Here is a 16,478-nt window from a genome sequence, read left to right on the forward strand (position 1 = left end):
AAACCTAGCTGTAGTGGGCTAGTAATGAACACGCTTTTCTACAACGCGAAACTGGATAAATGTAAGAGTGAGCACCAGTAGCAACAACACAACTGACTGTGCAGAGCTGCCGCCTAAATCTGCGCCAACAAACCCGTCTCGATAGACCTTGTACACCAACGACGTTGTGCCGCCACCCGGGCCGCCATTGGTCATGGTGTCGATCACGCCAAAGGTTTCAAAGAACGAGTAGGTGAGGTTGATGACCAGAAGAAAGAAGCCTGTAGGTGCGAGTAGCGGGAAAGTAATGGTCCAGAAACGTTTTGAGTCGCTGACGCAATCGAGCATCGCCGCTTCTTTTACGGCGTAAGAGATCGATTGAAGTCCAGCCAGAAAGTAGATGAAATTCACCGAAACCTGTTTCCACACTGAAACCAGAATCAGAGCAAACGTGGCATCTAAAGGGTCGGTTTGGAAGCTAAAGTCCCAGCCTATAACCGCAAATATCTCGGTAAACACGCCAATGTGTGGGTTAAACAAGAAAGCACCGATAACGCCTGCAATCGCAGGAGCAACCGCGTAAACCCAAGTGAGAGTGACCTTGTAAGCGCCTTGTCCGTGAATGATGTTGTCGGCTTTAACCGCGAGCAGCAGCGCTAAGGCAAGCGATAAGAAAGAGACCACGATTGCGAACATTAAGGTGAAGCCAATCGAGTTCAGATACTCGCTCGATTCGAACAGCATTTGATAGTTTTCGAACCACACGAATATCGATGAGGTGCCCCAAGGATCTTCTAGCATGAAGGACAGGTAAACTGCCTTTGCCGCAGGGTAGATAAAGAAAACCGCAATGATGAGTATCTGAGGCGCCAAAAATAGGTAAGGCAGCGGAGAGTGAAAGAATTGCTGACGTCGTTCCACAGGGTAATCCCCAAAAATTAGTGACTGTTATCACTGTTAGTTACGGTGAGCACTAGCGCTATAGCAAAGGAATGCATCCAGTTGAGTTGTAGTTTTTGGAGCAAGAAATGGCGCTAGTGGAGAATCTCCTCACTCCTTGCCATTGCGTTTTTAATGACGCAGTGAAAAGTGGTGAGGAGCAATGAACGGCTTGGGCTTGTTAAGCCTTTAGCTCAGTAATCTGCTTTGGTTAAAAAGCTAAATTAGTTCATCGTACGAGCGAAGCGTTTCAGCAGTTTGCTGCTCTCATCTTCGACTTTATCTAGGCTATTCTCGACGCTAGAGCGGTCGGCGAAGATATTGTCAAACTCACGATGCATCACTTCACGAATTTGAGGGTAGTAACCTAAGCGGTAGCCCTTAGTCCACTCGCCCGATTTTAGGCTTAGCTGCTTAACGCCCACTTCTGCGTCTGGTTGTTCGTTGTAGTAGCCAGACTCTTTCGCTAGCTCATAGGCAGCCGTTGTTACAGGTACATAGCCAGTGGTTTTGTGCCAGTAAACTTGAGTTTCAGGCTTAGTCAGGTAGTCAAAGAACGCTGCGACACCTTTGTCTTGTTGTTGGTCATGGCCATTGAGTGCAAACAGAGCAGCACCGCCAATGAAGGTTAAGCCTGCGTCTGGGTTAACCGATTTCCAATATGGAAGGTATGTGGTGCCGAGTTCGAAAGGTACGCGGTTACGTAAGCCACCGAATGAGCCTGAAGAACCCATCCACATTGCCACTTCTTGGCGCTCGAAAGGGGTTTGGTTTGCATCCCAGTCGCTGCCGTAATACTTGTAGTAACCGAGATCTGACCACTCTTTCATCTTGCTAACGTGCATCATCATGTCTTTGGTGTTGAACATGATCTTAGTAGACAAGCCATCGTAGCCGTTGTTTTGATCTGCGACCGGCAGGTTGTGGCGAGACTTAAAGTTCTCAAACATGATCCACGGCGTCAGAGATTGAGAAAACGCGATGTGTCCTTCTGCCTTCAGCTTCTTAGCAACGACTTCTAGTTCTTCATAAGTTTTAGGCGCGTCTGCACCCACTTCCGCGAGAAGATCTTTGTTGTAGTAAAGAACCGGTGTCGAACTGTTGAAAGGCATACCAACCATCTTGCCTTGGTTGTCGGCATAGAAGTTACGAACGCCCGCTAGGTAATCGTTTGAATTAAAGTTGTAGCCCGACTCAACCAGAATATCCTGTACCGGTTTCGCGACGCCTTTCGCGTTCATGATGGTTGCTGCGCCTGCATCGAAGACTTGCAGAATATTAGGTGCTTCACCTGCTCGGTATGCCGCGATACCGGCTGTTAAGGTCTCTGTATATGAACCCTTGTAGATTGGCGTGATCTGGAAATCATCTTGTGACGCATTAAAGTCGGTCGCAATTTTGTTTACTGTTTCTCCAAGCTGGCCGCCCATTGCGTGCCACCAAGTGACTTGAGTCGTTGCGAATGCTGGCATTGCCGCTGTCGCAGAAAGAACGCCTGCCAAAATTAGCTTATTCATCTTCGTTTCCTTTTGGATGAAATCGATATCGAGGTATTGGATTAGAGTGTTAACGAGACGGTAGGGGTGTCGTTTGAAGCTATCTTGAACAGGGCGTATTTCACTTACGTGGCTAAACCGTTTCACTGATATGAAAGATTCATTTCGATTTCATTTAAGAGAAAAGTTATTGATGATTTTGATATTTACTACGTGTGGTTTTTGAGAGGTTTGTTGTTGAATGCTTGCTTAATATTTGTTCAATAAAAAAGCCTCTCGAAGGAGAGGCTTTGAATAAGCTAGAGCTTGTAACAATCGGCTTTGTTCTAGTGTGCGATATCGAGTTGGTTGTCTTTCACGCCGTTAATTCGGAACCAACCAGCAATACTGAATCGCTCTGTGTTTGTCGGCAGTACCTCGTGTGGGAACTGTTCAGAAAAGAACACAAATAAGCGGCCTGACTTTGGTGGAATGGTCGCGATATGGTTGTCTTTTAGGTCGTAAACCACAAGCTCACCTGCGTCGTCTTCTGTCCACTCGTCGTTCATGTAGAACACGGTAGTCAGACGGCGGTTCTCATTGCCCTTGAAACAGTCTAAGTGCTTCTGGTAGAAGTCGCTTTTTTCGTATTTAGCAAAGTGCGCTTCGTACTCGAACAGACCCAAAAAGAACGCTTGGTTTGCCGCTAAACGAATTTGTTCCATCTTGTCTAAAAACAGAGATGCTGGCTGACCCATATCGCGGCGCACCCATTGAATCTTGTCACTACGGATGGTCGACTCTCGCGTTACTTCATCGTTACGGCCAATCCTAGCCTTTTTCCAGTTCTCTGGAATGCAATCCCTCAATGCCACCACTTCTTCTTGAGTTAAGAAGTCATCCCAAACGAAATAACCTTGGGTAGAAAGAGCATCGATTAATTGGTTCATGTATAGCACTCAGACAATAAATTAGAGGCGCATATATAGTCCTAATAACTCAGGTCAACAAATCACATGTTTTGTCGTCACGATAAATGGTGTTGGCAGCTTGAATAGCAAGGCCTATAGAGTAAGGTTTACGTCAGTGCGGGCATTCGATAATGCTGAAAAATATCGGATGAAATTGATGGTTATCTTTGGAATCTGTTCCCATTTTCACTGAGTTGAATTGGATTTGAGTAACGTTGGATTTGAGTTATTTAGTCGATTCCAATAGAAATCCTGATTCGGGTTCTCTATCCGGTTTTAGATTGTTGTCTTTAACAAAATGATCACAATTGAAGTTGGATTTGCTATTGTATAGGTCTGACCAGTTGTTTTATCACAAGGAGCGGTTTTGCAGCTGCATACCATCAAAGGCTATATCCAAGACATGTATCTCGTAGAGTACCCAGACAGGTTGCTGTTACTTGATGGTGCGTGCCGAGCGGATATACCCCATCTTAGGGATTTCATTGAAGATGATCTTGGCCGTGAATTCGGCGACCTACACACTGTGGTTGTGACACACATGCACCCCGATCATGCAGGCGCTGCGCATACGCTCAGAAAGCTGACGAACTGTAACTTGGTGGCAGCAAACCGAGATAAAGACTGGTATTACGGCATTGATGGCATTTTGATGCACCTGACCGACTTAGCGCTTGCTAGGTGGATGGCGAATCGCTTAGGAAAACCGAAAGCGAACTTGTGGTATTCAAGGAAATTAAAACCAGACTATAAGCTGTCTGATGGGGATAGTATTCCGGGGTTTGATGATTGGTTGGTTCTTGAAACCCCGGGCCATACCGACAGAGATCTTTCCGTTTATTGCCCATCACACAGCGTGGCTTATGTGGCCGACTTGATGGTTGAGGTTAAGAAGAAACTAATTCCGCCGTTTCCTATCTTTCACCCTAATAAGTATCGAGCGTCTGTATCGCGCATTTATGATATGCAGCTCGATACCTTGCTGGTGGCACATGGTGGGCAAGTCGATTTCAGTCAGAAGGCTTTTGAACATCTGCTGATGAGTGCCCCAAGAAGGCCTGTTACACATTGGCGAGTGACGAAAATCAAAACCAAGAAATTACTGTTATCGATTTGGCGATTTGGTTTTCAATCTCATAGTAAATCGAAGAAATAGATCAGAAGTCTGAATGCAAAGTCGTGTATTCAGAGCTGAAAGTAGAAATAGAAAAATAGATAGCAATAAGGCCAGTCATGAGACTGGCCTTATTTAGTTATAACCTGTGGAGCGGTTACGATGACTCTGATTAGTGAGTCAGCAGGAATTCACCCGCTGGGTCAACAATCACTTTGTCACTCATGCCTTGACGACCAAGCAGCATCATATAAGTCATATCTTGACGGTTGCTTAGCGTGATATCGATAGGCCATTCCTGACCGCCGATTTTTAGCATGGTTTCAATCACACAACGGTGTTCAACTTCGCCGTTCGATGATTTGATTCTTTTACTTGTTTTCAGTTTCGCTTTGCAGCGCACTGTCTCTTCTAGGTGGTAAACGTCTGGGTGAAGATCGAATTCAACGAAGTTCTCACCGTCTGTTTTTACACATAGTAGATTGTCTACGTGTAGAGAAGAGGTTTTAGCCCCTGTATCAACACGTGTATGTAGTCCAGTTATCCCTAACTCTGGTAAGCAAAGTGCTTCTGTATTCCCTATGATCATTTTATTGTTCATGTCATTTCCAATCATGAGTTAACGGCGTTAAATCAGCCTTTGCCACGAGTACGGTTAGCGTTTGGTTTTGCATTTTTTTCGATGAATTCGAAAATCATGTCTGCTACATCTTTGCCCGTCGCTTTCTCAATACCTTCTAGGCCAGGAGAAGAGTTAACTTCCATTACAACAGGGCCATTCTTAGATTGTAGAATATCAACACCACATAGGTTTAAACCCATGATTTTCGCAGCATTGATTGCTGTAGCGCGCTCTTCTTTGGTTAGTTTAACCAGTTGAGCTGTACCGCCACGGTGCAGGTTAGAGCGGAATTCACCCTCACCAGCCTGACGCTTCATCGCTGCAATTACTTTGTTGCCAACAACAAAACAGCGGATGTCTGCGCCATTTGCTTCTTCAATGAACTCTTGAACCAAGATGTTCGCTTTTAGGCCCATGAATGCTTCGATAACGCTTTCTGCTGCTTTGTTTGTTTCAGCTAGAACCACACCGATACCTTGAGTACCTTCAAGAAGCTTGATAACCAGTGGCGCGCCACCTACGTTTTTGATCAAGTCTTGAATCTTGTCTGGGCGGCTAGCGAAACCTGTTTTTGGTAAGCCAATACCTTTGCGAGACAACAGTTGTAGTGAGCGCAGTTTGTCGCGAGAACGACTGATTGCAACTGACTCATTGATACAAAAAGTGCCCATCATTTCGAATTGGCGAACAACCGCAGTTCCGTAAAAGGTAATGGAAGCGCCAATACGTGGAATAACAGCATCGTATTGAGGTAGCTCTTCACCCATGTAGCGAATCTTCGGATTGTTACTCGCGATATCTATATCACAGTGCAGCGTGTCGATAACATCGACCTGGTGACCACGTGCTTCTCCAGCCGCTTTTAAGCGAGAAGTAGAGTATAGATTTTCGTTGCGAGAAAGAATTGCGATACGCATGGCGTTTCCTTAGTTAATACCTGATTGGTAACTGCAAATAAATTAGTTGTTAGCTGAGCTTTCAGTTTTTCTGAGGCTCCTTGCTTGCTTCGGGGCGAACCTTAAGGCTTTTCGTTTAACTAAGAAAACGAATTAAATTTGTCGAGTCGACAACAGAAATTTATCGAATACGTGAGCGATTGGTACAACTGGGTTGAGAGGGGATTTGGAATGGAAAAGCGAGTTGAGACCTAACTCATATTGGGGGTAGGAGCATATTAGGTTGTACTCAACTCGCGTTAACTCGGTGCTTAAAAGTGTACTAATAACGCCAGTTACATAGCTCTATAAGTGTTCGTAGTGCTTCTCTTTCGAGCTTGCTACAGGTGCTTTTTAGCTTATTAAGATAGTATTTTCTCATGATGATTACTTCTCTTGTATTAGGCTTTGGTGGGAACTCAAAGTTCCTTGCTGACCCATTAATTATGGCCATTTAACAGGAAGTAATAAACAGACTGTTTTTTGGTAAGTTGTTCCTGTTTTTGTCTTTTATCGTCACTTAAAGACAAATGTGCTTTATAATCGGCTTTATGAGGAAGGGTTGTTTCTAAAAGGTTCATTATTTGTCTGATCTAAACATGATGCGTTACTACACTCGGCTGGATTCGTTCGAGCCAAACATCTCACATTCGGTGACTTTGACTGAGGTGGCAGACAAGCTGTTTACCAGTTTGCGCCATGCACGTACCTTACTCGGCAAGATGCATCAGGCTGAATGGGTAGTGTGGGAGCCAAAAGTCGGCAGGAATCAACGTTCTAACCTGACATTGCGCTTTAGCAATCAACAACTGACTCAACATGTTGCCAGCAAGCTGATAGAGCAGGGTAAGTACGAAAAAGCGCTCTCTATTTTGGATGATGACCGCGCAGTGTTTGGCTCTCTTCTCCAAGAAACATCCGGTGCGACGATGCGCGAAGGGTTACTGCACGTCCAATTAACCTACAAACGTAAGTTCGAAGATCTGTTCCCGCACCATATTCATCGTAGTAGTGAACGATTTTTGATCAGGCAAGTGTTTAGTTGTTTAGTGACTTGTAATGGCAAAGGTGAGTTGAAGCCTGAACTGGCGCATCATTGGCAATATGATGCTGAAAAGCTCGTTTGGACTTTCTATCTGCGCCCGGGACTTACTTTCCATGACGGACAGCCTGTGGATGCTAAGCAATTAGTTTCGATGTTTTCTGCATTGCAAACTTTACCTTTCTATCAAACAGAGCTCGCCCATGTCGCTTCAGTTTACAGTGAGCAGCCATTGAGGATCAGCTTTCAACTCTCCAAAGCAGATACCGGCTTTGCTGGTTTACTTGCTGGCGTTAAATATTCGATTCAACCCGCAGCGCAAGTCACCCGTGAACCGTCTCCATTAAGTTCTGTGTCCCATGCTGTTATTGGAACCGGCCCATTTAAAGTGGTTGAGACCAACAATGAACGAATCAAGCTCGCCGCATTTGAACATTATTATGGTTGTCGCTCGTTAACCGATGAGGTGACCATCTGGCAGTTTGAGGAATCAATGACGGGCACTGCTCGTTTCGATGATAGCCAAATGCACGTATCGCCTTATGAAGATTCATCGTGCTTCCATCAATTAGGGAAAAGCGATGCGGACCTTGTTTCAGCAGACACAGACGGCCTTCGTAGCCGAGTCGAGGATGGATGCTTGTTTATCCTGTTCAATCAGAACTCAGCGGCTAGCCCACTAAATAATGAGCAGCGAAAATACCTTTCAGAACTGACCAACCCACAAGCGATTTTGTCTCAGCTGGAACACAACAAGGGTTTATTTAGTGTCTCTTTAGCTCAAAATATACTGCCAAGTTGGCAGAAATTGTATCGAACGCCTTCGAAAGAGACACAACTGCCGAAAAAGATGAGTATTGCGGTTTACGATTATTATGCGTTGTATCGATGTGCGATTTGCGTATCCGATATACTCAAACGATATGGCGTGGAAGTTGAGGTGAACACCTACAGTTTTCGAGAGTTGGCGCAGCTCTCTCAGAGTGGCGAGTTAAAGGAGGACTTGGTGCTGTGTAACCTCAACCTCGATGACAATGCCCCGTCTTCGCTGTTCTCGTGGATGATGAACGATCCTGTTTTGCACTCTGCTTTAGGAGAGATGAACAGTGACTGGCTCAAGCAGCGCTTGGATAGTCATAAAGCATCGGTTGAACTGCCTAATTACTTGGCAGAGCTAGAACCTATCGCGTCTACTCTGATCTCAGATTATTGGTTAGTGCCTATGTTCCACCACTTACAGACCGTTCGTTTCCAAGGGATTCTGAAAAACGTAGCCATCACCAATTGGGGATGGCCAGATTTCAAGAATGTATGGTCTGCTGATTAAAATGAGTGCTATTGGTTAAGCTTATTTAGTGTGTCTTTGAAGTTAGCATTTGAATTGAGAAACCAAACTCGTTAAATGCATGGCTTTGGCCCGTAGGTGCTGACACTCTTGCGCCGTTTTCTCTATCATATTGTCGCTCTCTCGGGCTATTTCAGAAATGCCTGAGATGTGTGGCGATATCTCGTTGATGACATTAGATTGCTGGCCCGTCGCCGAGGCGATCTGGATGTTCATCGCATTCATCTCATTGACACTCTGAGAAATGCTTGAGAGCTGCAGTTCTGAATTAGAAGCTTCAACTTGACAGTTGCTCCCTAGAGTAGTGCTAGTTTCAATCGCAGCAACCGCTTGTTGTGTTCGGTGCTGTAGCTTCTCGATAATAGCGCGTATCTCTTCTGTTGATGCTTGGCTGCGTGAAGCGAGGGTTCTTACTTCGTCAGCAACCACCGCAAAACCTCGGCCTTGTTCTCCTGCTCGAGCAGCTTCAATCGCGGCATTCAACGCCAGTAAATTCGTTTGTTCAGAAACACCGCTGATCACGTCCAACACGGTGTCGATAGAGCTCGCATCTTGAGCTAGTTGATTAACGATTGCGGTCGTGTCATCGAGTTGCTGGTTCATGTGTTCAATGCTTTCTGACGTGATGGTCACCGATTTTTGTCCGATGTTAATCGCACTTGCTGCGTGTTTTGCACTGTCAGCCGCACCATTCGCGTTTTGGGCGATTTCGTCTGAGCTCGCTCCCATCTCGTGAATCGCGGTTGCGACTTGTTCTATCTGGCTGGTTTGTTGTTTGATGTCTTGCTCCATCGACTGCGCCATTCGGTCGACGCTTTGAATCGACTCTGATATTTGTAAACCGCTATTCGACACATCTTTAAGCAGGTCGCTAAGGTATTGAACAAATTGGTTGTATCCTTTTGCTATCTGACCAATTTCATCATGACGGGAATCATCTAAGCGAAGCGTCAGATCGCCTCCGCCTTTTCCTATCTGTTGTAATAGCTCAGCTACTTCCACGAAGGGTAACAGCAGTTTGTTGGTCGCCCACGCTGCAATTGGGGTGTAGATAGCAGCAATGAGCAGCGCCATAAAGATTATGGTTTGACTGAAGCCGTTTAATTCACTCAACACTTCTTGTTTAGGGATCTGAGTAATTAGAGTCCAACCGATGCCCGGCATGGCTTTGGACCCTAGAATCTGAGGATGCCTGTCAACAACACCCTCATGAACAATGGTTTGCTGGCTTCCAAGCAACTGGCTACTGTCAATTCCAACAGAATCGAGTGACTGACCAATTAAGTTTTTGTTTGGGTGAACCTTGATGATGCCTTGGTGATCGACAAGGAAAACAATGCCGCTTTCACCAATACTGTAGTTGCTGATCAATTGGGTGATGCTTTCCAAGGTTAAACCGATCCCTGTGACGCCAATTCGTTTTCCATTGCGAGTGACTACATAATTAACAAATAGCGCAGGAATGCCTGTTGCAGCATCAATATCCAAAGAGAGCTCAAAGGCTTGATCTGACTGAATGAAACGGTAGAACCATTGATCGCTTTGTTCATTTGTAGAGATGGTTTTTAGGGCACCGTTATGGGTGTAGTAAGTGCTTGCTTCGTTGGAGACGTAATAGGCACTGATGGCGTTGAATTCGTTTTTGACGGAATCAAGATAGGCGCGAAGATCTTCCTCAGATAGTGAGTTTTTTTTCATCAAAGGAGACAGCGTCATCATCTTTGAAGCGAGAATAGGAGTTTCTAGCTTGAGATTGATTTCATTGCTTACCTCGCCAAGTGACGCAGGTAGCTCTCTTTCAAAGGTTCTGTCAATCAAGATGGCTCGGCTTGATTGAAATGAATATATCCCCATCACGCTAATAATGGCCAGAGCAGCGATGATCGTCGCCAATATTGCTTTAGTTCGTATCGTAAAGTGCAATTTAGATTCCCTTCTAAAAACATTTAACATCCATTTGTAAATGCAATGTTAAATAAAACCTGACTCAATGGTCAAGAAACGAATCTTAGAAGTGAGCGTTGTGCGATATTTGTACAGCTTTAAGACGGTAGACGGTCAGTACGATCTGGGATGAAGGTTCTGTATGCTTTATCGTCGATAAACTTAAAATTACACTCATTGGTTTACTTTTTGGTTTTGGTATGTAAACTAGTCGGTGTAGTTTATGTGTTGGGCCTATCCCAACCGATGAAGAGATACCAATGAAAAAATATCTATTACCGATTTTAGGAGTACTTGCCGTGGTCGCTATCGTAAGCACAGGTTCACAATCAAACGACAATCTAGATAAGCTTCCAAAGAAGTTTGCTAACAGTGAGTTGGAATACAAATCGGGTATGTCTGATATTTTTTCAATCTTAAAAGCATACGTGACTGTGGAAAGAAACGAGCCAGTGCCGCGCGCTGCATTGCCTTTGATTCCAATGACAGCTGAGCAATTGATCGAAGAACAAGACGACGTTGCTTACCGCTTAGGTCACTCCAGTGTGATGATGAAGCTGGATGGCAAGTTAGTGATGACCGATCCTGTGTTCAGTGATCGTGCATCACCCGTGCAATGGATGGGGCCAAAACGTTTTCATCCGACACCAATCACACTGCAAGACCTACCTGATATCGACGTGGTGGTGATCAGCCACGATCACTACGACCATTTAGACAAAGGTGCCGTTAAGGTGCTCGCTGACAAAGTTGGTACGTTCCTAGTGCCATTAAGAGTGGGCGCACTATTGGAAAAGTGGGGCGTGGATAAAGAGAAGATCATCGAATTGAACTGGTGGGAATCGGCAACGGCCTCAGATATTGAGTTCACGTTGACACCGACACAGCATTTCTCTGGGCGTGGCTTGCTTGATCGTGACCAAACACTGTGGGGCAGTTGGGTTATTAACGCTTCAGACAAGAAAGTCTTCTTTAGCGGTGATTCTGGTTACTTCAGCGGCTTTAAAGAGATTGGCGACCGTTTCGGGCCGTTTGATTTAACCATGGTTGAAACGGGCGCGTATAACTCACTTTGGGCGGATATTCATATGTTCCCAGAACAGAGTGTTCAGGCGCACATTGATCTGCAAGGTAAGGTGATGATGCCAATCCACAACAGTACCTTCGACCTTTCTATGCATGATTGGCAAGACCCAATGGAACAAGCACTGGCGATAAGCAAAGAGCGAGCTGTACAAATGGTAAGCCCTGTGATGGGTGAACGTTTGGTGATCTCAGAGCCGGTACCTGTTCAGGCATGGTGGAAACTGGCATCGAATTAGAGCTGTCATCCAAATAGACATAGCTAAACCACTAAGCTGTACAACCCAACTTATACACAAAACGCCACCGATCTTATGATTCGGTGGCGTTTTTTCGTTTTATTTTGAAGATCAGCTTTCTAAGTTCTGCGCCATTTTCTTCGCAATTTTTCTGAATTGCTCTAGCTCATCTTCGGCCATGCCTTTAGTCATTCTCTTCAGCATGTCTCGATCGATATCCGAGACCTTACTCATGATCTCTTGACCCTTATCGGTCAGAACCAATAACTGACTGCGCTTGTCTTCCGGGTTCGGAGACTTCTTCACAAGTTCCTGATTGATCAAGGCATTAATGAGCCGAGTGACCTGTGCTTTATCACGATCTAGGAAGTGCGCAATATCGATAGCGGTGCATGGAGACTTCTTAGTAATGATCTTCATGACACGAATGTTCATAGGTGCGATCTCTGAGTCTAAGCTCTCAATCTGTTCGCTCATTTGACGTTTCAAAGAGTGCACTAAACGAAAGATAGACTCTAGCGATGTGTTATCAGACATAAACGATCCTTAGAAATATAGTTGACTTTATCAACCACTGTATTTATAGTTGACATTATCAACTTAATTGTTCGTAAATTCAAGACAGGAAATAGATATGACGATTCAAGCAACACTTACGCCAACTCTTCCTGAGCAAAAAGGCACACCCGTTTTATACAAAATTTTGGTCATGATGAGCTTAATGCTAACCATTGGCGGCAGCTTAACGGCCGTGATGACTTACATGAATGTCGGATTCGGCGAGGCATTTATTGGCAACTGGCTTTCTTCGTTAGCCCTTGTTGCCGTGATCATGATGCCAATGGGCGCGGTGATGATGGCTTTAGTCACCAAAGCCGTTGCTAGAGTGTTCACAACTTATGGCGAGAAAGTTCGCAACCTGATCGTGGGACTGATCATGGCATTCATAATGGAGTCCATGATGGCATTTGTAACAGCGGCAAATAATATTGGATTTTCGGATACATCGGCGTTTACCAGTGGATGGTTTAATGGATTTATTGCCGCGCTTCCTATTGGCCTTACGATCATGGTCGTAATGTCGATGACGGTTAAACCTAAGCTAGAACGATTCATGAAGAGCTAGCCAAAACATTTCACAGCATTGTAGGAGATCCACATGAAAGCATTTACAGGCAAACACAATAACTACCGCATCACTATTGAAGAAGTGAGCGTTAAAGAAGACCGCGAACTTCAAACCATGCAGTTTGAAATTGAAGACAGAGAAAACATGTTCGCGATTGTTGAGAAGATCAAACAAGACAGCGGCTTAGATGAGCAATCAGCAGCACGACTGGGTGTGAGTATCCGCTTACTCGGTCCATTGATGATGCAAGATAGAAAGCATCCTCTGTTTGTTAATTTTATGCCTCACTTCAGAGACTTCATGCAAAACCTTAAGAAGACCTTGAAAGGGCAGTAAAGCCTAACCATCAGCAACATATCGAAAAGCCAATAACGAACTTACTGGCTTTTGTTGTCTTTAAATCAAAATAATTTCAGTTGTTTGCGTCTAGAATATGCGAAAATTTATAGCTGAATTCTCGGTGTAGCACCGTTGTTGAATTGTCTATTCAAGCTTTAAAAAATCCGATATTATACTGGTCATAAACTAAAGGTGGTATTATATGACAAATGTATTTAAACAAGCAGCTGAAGAACTGTTGAGTCGTCGCGTTGCTGGCACCAAAGCACCAAGATTGGACGAACAGTACCGTCCAAATAACTTGGAAGATGCGCTAAAGATCCAATCTTCAATGATCGATTTAAAAAGCGATAAAGTCGGCGGTTGGAAGTGCTTACTTCCTCTGGCTGAAGACAAGTTTGTTGTTGCGCCAATCTTCTCGGGCAGCGTTCAACAAGGCGAAGTTTGTGAACTGTTTGCAGACAACGATGTAGTGCGTGTTGAGCCTGAAATTGCATTTACTCTTGCTAAGAGTCTGCCTGCAAACCAAGAAGGCTACAGCGAAGAGCAAATCAACGAAGCGATTGGTTCTTGTCACATGGCACTTGAGTTAATGCAATCTCGTTTTGCGGATGACAGCGGCGCTGAGTTCTATGAAAAACTGGCCGATGGCCTAGTAAACCAAGGTCTATTTATTGGCCCTGAGATTGATCGCGAAAAAGCGTTCACTTCTGCAGAGATCAGTATTGAAGTGACTCAAGGCGAGCAAGTTCAAGCATTCGACGGTAAGCACCCGAATACACTGCCACCAAGCCCAATTTACTGGCTGATTAACTACATGACACGTCGTGGTGTTGATTTCCAAGCGGGTGAAGCCATTATCACGGGCTCTTACTGCGGTATCGTGGAAATGGAATTCGATAAACCAACGACCTTCCACTACGAAGGCATTGGTGAATACCAAGTAACGTTCAAGCAGAAACGCTAACTTCTAGCGGTGCACTATCTGTTATCGAAAGGCTGTTTACTGATGAGTAAATAGCCTTTTTTATTACGTGATACTCAATAAGGTTCTTATTACTTTGCATTAAATTAGGCGTTTAGACGTCTAGACGTTGACAAGTTCCAAGTGTGACATTAGTCTGCTCACCTTCCTGTTCTATTGTGTTGTCGTTCCATGTCCAATTCAAAAAATTCTAACGCGGTAATTGCCCCTTCTGCAGTTGCGCTTATCCCTCTGATTGTTTTCCTTGCGCTGTTTATTGGCGTGGGTACATACCTGTCGCTACAAGGCGTCGATTTTGCTTTCTATCAGCTTCCAGCTCCGATTGCGGCTCTGCCTGCCGTGATGTTAGCGCTGCTATTGAGCAAAGATAAATTGAACCGTGCGATCGAGCAGTTCTTAGGTGGCGTGGGTCACAAAGACATTATTGCAATGTGTATGATCTACCTATTGGCGGGTGCTTTTGCTGCTGTGGCTAAAGCTTCTGGTGGCGTGGACGCGACGGTAAACCTTGGTCTATCGGCTATCCCAACGAGCATGATCCTACCGGGCATCTTCCTTATTTCGGCGTTCATTGCGACCGCAATGGGCACCTCTATGGGTACTATCGCTGCGGTAGCCCCTGTTGCACTAGGCATTGCTGACTCAGCTGGCATGAGTATTCCTCTAACCGCTGGCGTAGTGCTAAGTGGCGCTATGTTTGGTGACAACCTTTCAATCATCTCTGATACCACGATTGCCGCGACTCGCTCGCAAGGCTGTGAGATGAGAGACAAATTTAAAGAGAACATCCGTATTGCACTGCCTGCTGCACTTATCGCGATTGTTATCTTTGCTTTCAACAGCACAGCGACTCAGGTACCTGAAACAGGTCCAATTGAATGGCTGAAAGTCCTTCCGTACATCACTATCCTAATCCTTGCGGTATCGGGCATGAATGTATTCGTTGTGTTGACGATTGGTATCTTGCTAGCGGGTGGTGTAAGTCTAGGTTCTGTTGAGAACTACGGTATGACGGATTACGCTCAAGACATCTACGCAGGCTTTGGCAATATGCAAGAGATCTTCTTACTGTCGATGCTGATTGGTGGTTTGAGTGAGCTGATGCGTCGCCAAGGTGGATTAGCGTTTCTGACCAACTTAGTGAGCGGTTTGATTCGTGCGTTTGGTTCTTCTCACTCTAAGCAAGCGAATGGCCGCGCAAGTGAGCTAGGCATTGCAGGCTTGGTATCAATGGTGAACCTATGTACGGCAAACAACACCGTAGCAATCATTGTGTCTGGTAGTGTTGCTCGTCAATTAGCTGAAGAGAACGATGTATCTCCACGTCGCTCTGCAAGCTTATTGGATATTTTCTCGTGTGTGATTCAAGGCGTATTGCCTTATGGTGCTCAGGTGTTGCTATTGGGCTCCGTGTTTAACCTATCGCCGCTAGAGATCGTGTCTAACTCTTACTACTGTTTCGCGCTTGCTATCGTGGCTGTGGTCGCTGTGTTTATTAAACACCCAGCACGTCAAGTGGCTCAAGCTTAGTAGCAATTGTCCAAACTGAGTGATCACTGACTCTGATAAGAAGGCTCCTCAATAGGGGCCTTTTTTGCGCCTGAAAGAATTGCTTGGAAGCTGACTCTGATTTGAAGATAGACAAAACCGCCCATGTGGGCGGTTTTGAGCTTTACTAAAGTTGGCTTTCAAGCTCGCTGGCCGTCGCGACATTGCAGTAGCCAAAGCTCAATGCTGCCATGAATGCGGCATGGACATGCGCAGCGGGAACCTTAATACCGTTAAATTCCATGTCTAAGGTAGTGCAAGCATCATGCGCTACGTGGCATTCATAGCCTAAATCGGTTGCTGCACGAGTCACAGCATCGATACACATGTGGCTCATTGCCCCAACGATGATCAGTTTCTCAATGCCTTGATTCTTTAGCACCTTGTTCAGTTCCGTATCTCTAAAGCTATTGATTTGATGCTTTACGATAACAGGTTCACCCTCTAGCGGAGTCACGCTGTTGTGGATTTGAGCACCGTCTGAATCTGGCAAGAAGAAGGGTGCTTCGTTGGTCGGAAATTCATGGCGTACATGAACCACAGGAAGTTGCTTGTCTCTGAAAGCCTGTAATAACTGAGCACCTTTTTCGGCTGCCTTTTCCGTTTCAGACAGTGCCCACTTTGCACCCTCGTATGAAGGGAAGTAGTCATTTTGAAAGTCGATAAGTAGTAATGCAGTGTTCTTCATTGTCTATACCTTTGTATTTGGTGTGTTGCGGTGTAGGGATATTATGAATACTCTGTAGTTTTTATCGCACGTCAAAAATGACAGACTCTATGGCAATAGTG

The 16,478-nt window shown here is 45.1% G+C and carries 15 protein-coding genes; 7 read left to right on the top strand and 8 right to left on the bottom strand.

Annotated features, from left to right (window positions below):
- Positions 1 to 18: 18 nt before the first annotated feature.
- The 3 genes from IQQ51_RS24285 to IQQ51_RS24295 all read right to left on the bottom strand — a co-directional run bounded on the left by IQQ51_RS24285 (position 19) and on the right by IQQ51_RS24295 (position 3,343).
- The gene (locus tag IQQ51_RS24285; protein WP_017071586.1) at positions 19 to 900 is read right to left on the bottom strand and encodes an ABC transporter permease subunit; all 882 of its coding nucleotides are present in this window, start codon (positions 898 to 900) and stop codon (positions 19 to 21) included.
- Positions 901 to 1,142: 242 nt separating this feature from the next.
- On the bottom strand, positions 1,143 to 2,435 hold the full coding sequence (locus IQQ51_RS24290; RefSeq protein WP_193842335.1) for an extracellular solute-binding protein: 1,293 nt from the start codon (positions 2,433 to 2,435) through the stop codon (positions 1,143 to 1,145).
- 305 nt (positions 2,436 to 2,740) lie between these two features.
- Complete coding sequence (locus IQQ51_RS24295) at positions 2,741 to 3,343, bottom strand: 2OG-Fe(II) oxygenase (RefSeq protein ID WP_193842336.1); 603 nt, start codon at positions 3,341 to 3,343, stop codon at positions 2,741 to 2,743.
- A gap of 388 nt (positions 3,344 to 3,731) precedes the next feature.
- Here IQQ51_RS24295 and IQQ51_RS24300 point away from each other — a divergent pair, with 388 nt between their 5' ends.
- The gene (locus IQQ51_RS24300) at positions 3,732 to 4,520 is read left to right on the top strand and encodes an MBL fold metallo-hydrolase (RefSeq protein ID WP_193842337.1); all 789 of its coding nucleotides are present in this window, start codon (positions 3,732 to 3,734) and stop codon (positions 4,518 to 4,520) included.
- 130 nt (positions 4,521 to 4,650) lie between these two features.
- On the opposite strand, the gene IQQ51_RS24305 is transcribed toward IQQ51_RS24300, so the two are convergent.
- On the bottom strand, positions 4,651 to 5,079 hold the full coding sequence (locus IQQ51_RS24305; protein ID WP_019824668.1) for an ATP-dependent zinc protease: 429 nt from the start codon (positions 5,077 to 5,079) through the stop codon (positions 4,651 to 4,653).
- Between the two features lie 32 nt (positions 5,080 to 5,111).
- A complete protein-coding gene (gene rimK, locus IQQ51_RS24310; protein WP_019824669.1) occupies positions 5,112 to 6,017 on the bottom strand; it encodes a 30S ribosomal protein S6--L-glutamate ligase in 906 nt (301 codons plus the stop codon).
- A 602-nt stretch (positions 6,018 to 6,619) separates the two neighbouring features.
- Here rimK and IQQ51_RS24315 point away from each other — a divergent pair.
- A complete protein-coding gene (locus IQQ51_RS24315; protein WP_193842338.1) occupies positions 6,620 to 8,404 on the top strand; it encodes an SgrR family transcriptional regulator in 1,785 nt (594 codons plus the stop codon).
- A gap of 42 nt (positions 8,405 to 8,446) precedes the next feature.
- Here IQQ51_RS24315 and IQQ51_RS24320 read toward each other — a convergent pair whose 3' ends face one another.
- Complete coding sequence (locus tag IQQ51_RS24320) at positions 8,447 to 10,345, bottom strand: methyl-accepting chemotaxis protein (protein WP_228013216.1); 1,899 nt, start codon at positions 10,343 to 10,345, stop codon at positions 8,447 to 8,449.
- Between the two features lie 281 nt (positions 10,346 to 10,626).
- On the opposite strand from IQQ51_RS24320, the gene IQQ51_RS24325 reads away from it, so the two are divergent.
- Complete coding sequence (locus IQQ51_RS24325; RefSeq protein ID WP_193842339.1) at positions 10,627 to 11,688, top strand: MBL fold metallo-hydrolase; 1,062 nt, start codon at positions 10,627 to 10,629, stop codon at positions 11,686 to 11,688.
- Between the two features lie 111 nt (positions 11,689 to 11,799).
- Here IQQ51_RS24325 and IQQ51_RS24330 read toward each other — a convergent pair whose 3' ends face one another.
- Positions 11,800 to 12,225, bottom strand: coding sequence for a MarR family winged helix-turn-helix transcriptional regulator (locus IQQ51_RS24330; protein ID WP_017060573.1), 426 nt, complete (start codon positions 12,223 to 12,225; stop codon positions 11,800 to 11,802).
- Between the two features lie 97 nt (positions 12,226 to 12,322).
- On the opposite strand from IQQ51_RS24330, the gene IQQ51_RS24335 reads away from it, so the two are divergent.
- The 4 genes from IQQ51_RS24335 (at position 12,323) to IQQ51_RS24350 (ending at position 15,671) form a co-directional block, all read left to right on the top strand.
- A complete protein-coding gene (locus IQQ51_RS24335; RefSeq protein ID WP_193842340.1) occupies positions 12,323 to 12,814 on the top strand; it encodes a DUF2798 domain-containing protein in 492 nt (163 codons plus the stop codon).
- A 33-nt stretch (positions 12,815 to 12,847) separates the two neighbouring features.
- Positions 12,848 to 13,153, top strand: coding sequence for a DUF3861 domain-containing protein (locus tag IQQ51_RS24340; RefSeq protein ID WP_017069212.1), 306 nt, complete (start codon positions 12,848 to 12,850; stop codon positions 13,151 to 13,153).
- A 205-nt stretch (positions 13,154 to 13,358) separates the two neighbouring features.
- On the top strand, positions 13,359 to 14,123 hold the full coding sequence (locus IQQ51_RS24345) for a hydratase (RefSeq protein ID WP_017069213.1): 765 nt from the start codon (positions 13,359 to 13,361) through the stop codon (positions 14,121 to 14,123).
- Between the two features lie 189 nt (positions 14,124 to 14,312).
- Positions 14,313 to 15,671, top strand: a complete 1,359-nt coding sequence (locus tag IQQ51_RS24350) for a Na+/H+ antiporter NhaC family protein (protein ID WP_048617068.1) — start codon at positions 14,313 to 14,315, stop codon at positions 15,669 to 15,671.
- A gap of 145 nt (positions 15,672 to 15,816) precedes the next feature.
- Here the strand turns inward: IQQ51_RS24350 and IQQ51_RS24355 are convergent, their stop codons facing one another.
- Positions 15,817 to 16,377, bottom strand: coding sequence for a cysteine hydrolase family protein (locus tag IQQ51_RS24355; protein WP_050649138.1), 561 nt, complete (start codon positions 16,375 to 16,377; stop codon positions 15,817 to 15,819).
- Positions 16,378 to 16,478: the final 101 nt, after the last annotated feature.

This window comes from Vibrio sp. OPT18 (genome assembly GCF_015163615.1).
In the GTDB taxonomy this organism is placed as follows: Bacteria; Pseudomonadota; Gammaproteobacteria; order Enterobacterales; family Vibrionaceae; genus Vibrio; species Vibrio coralliirubri.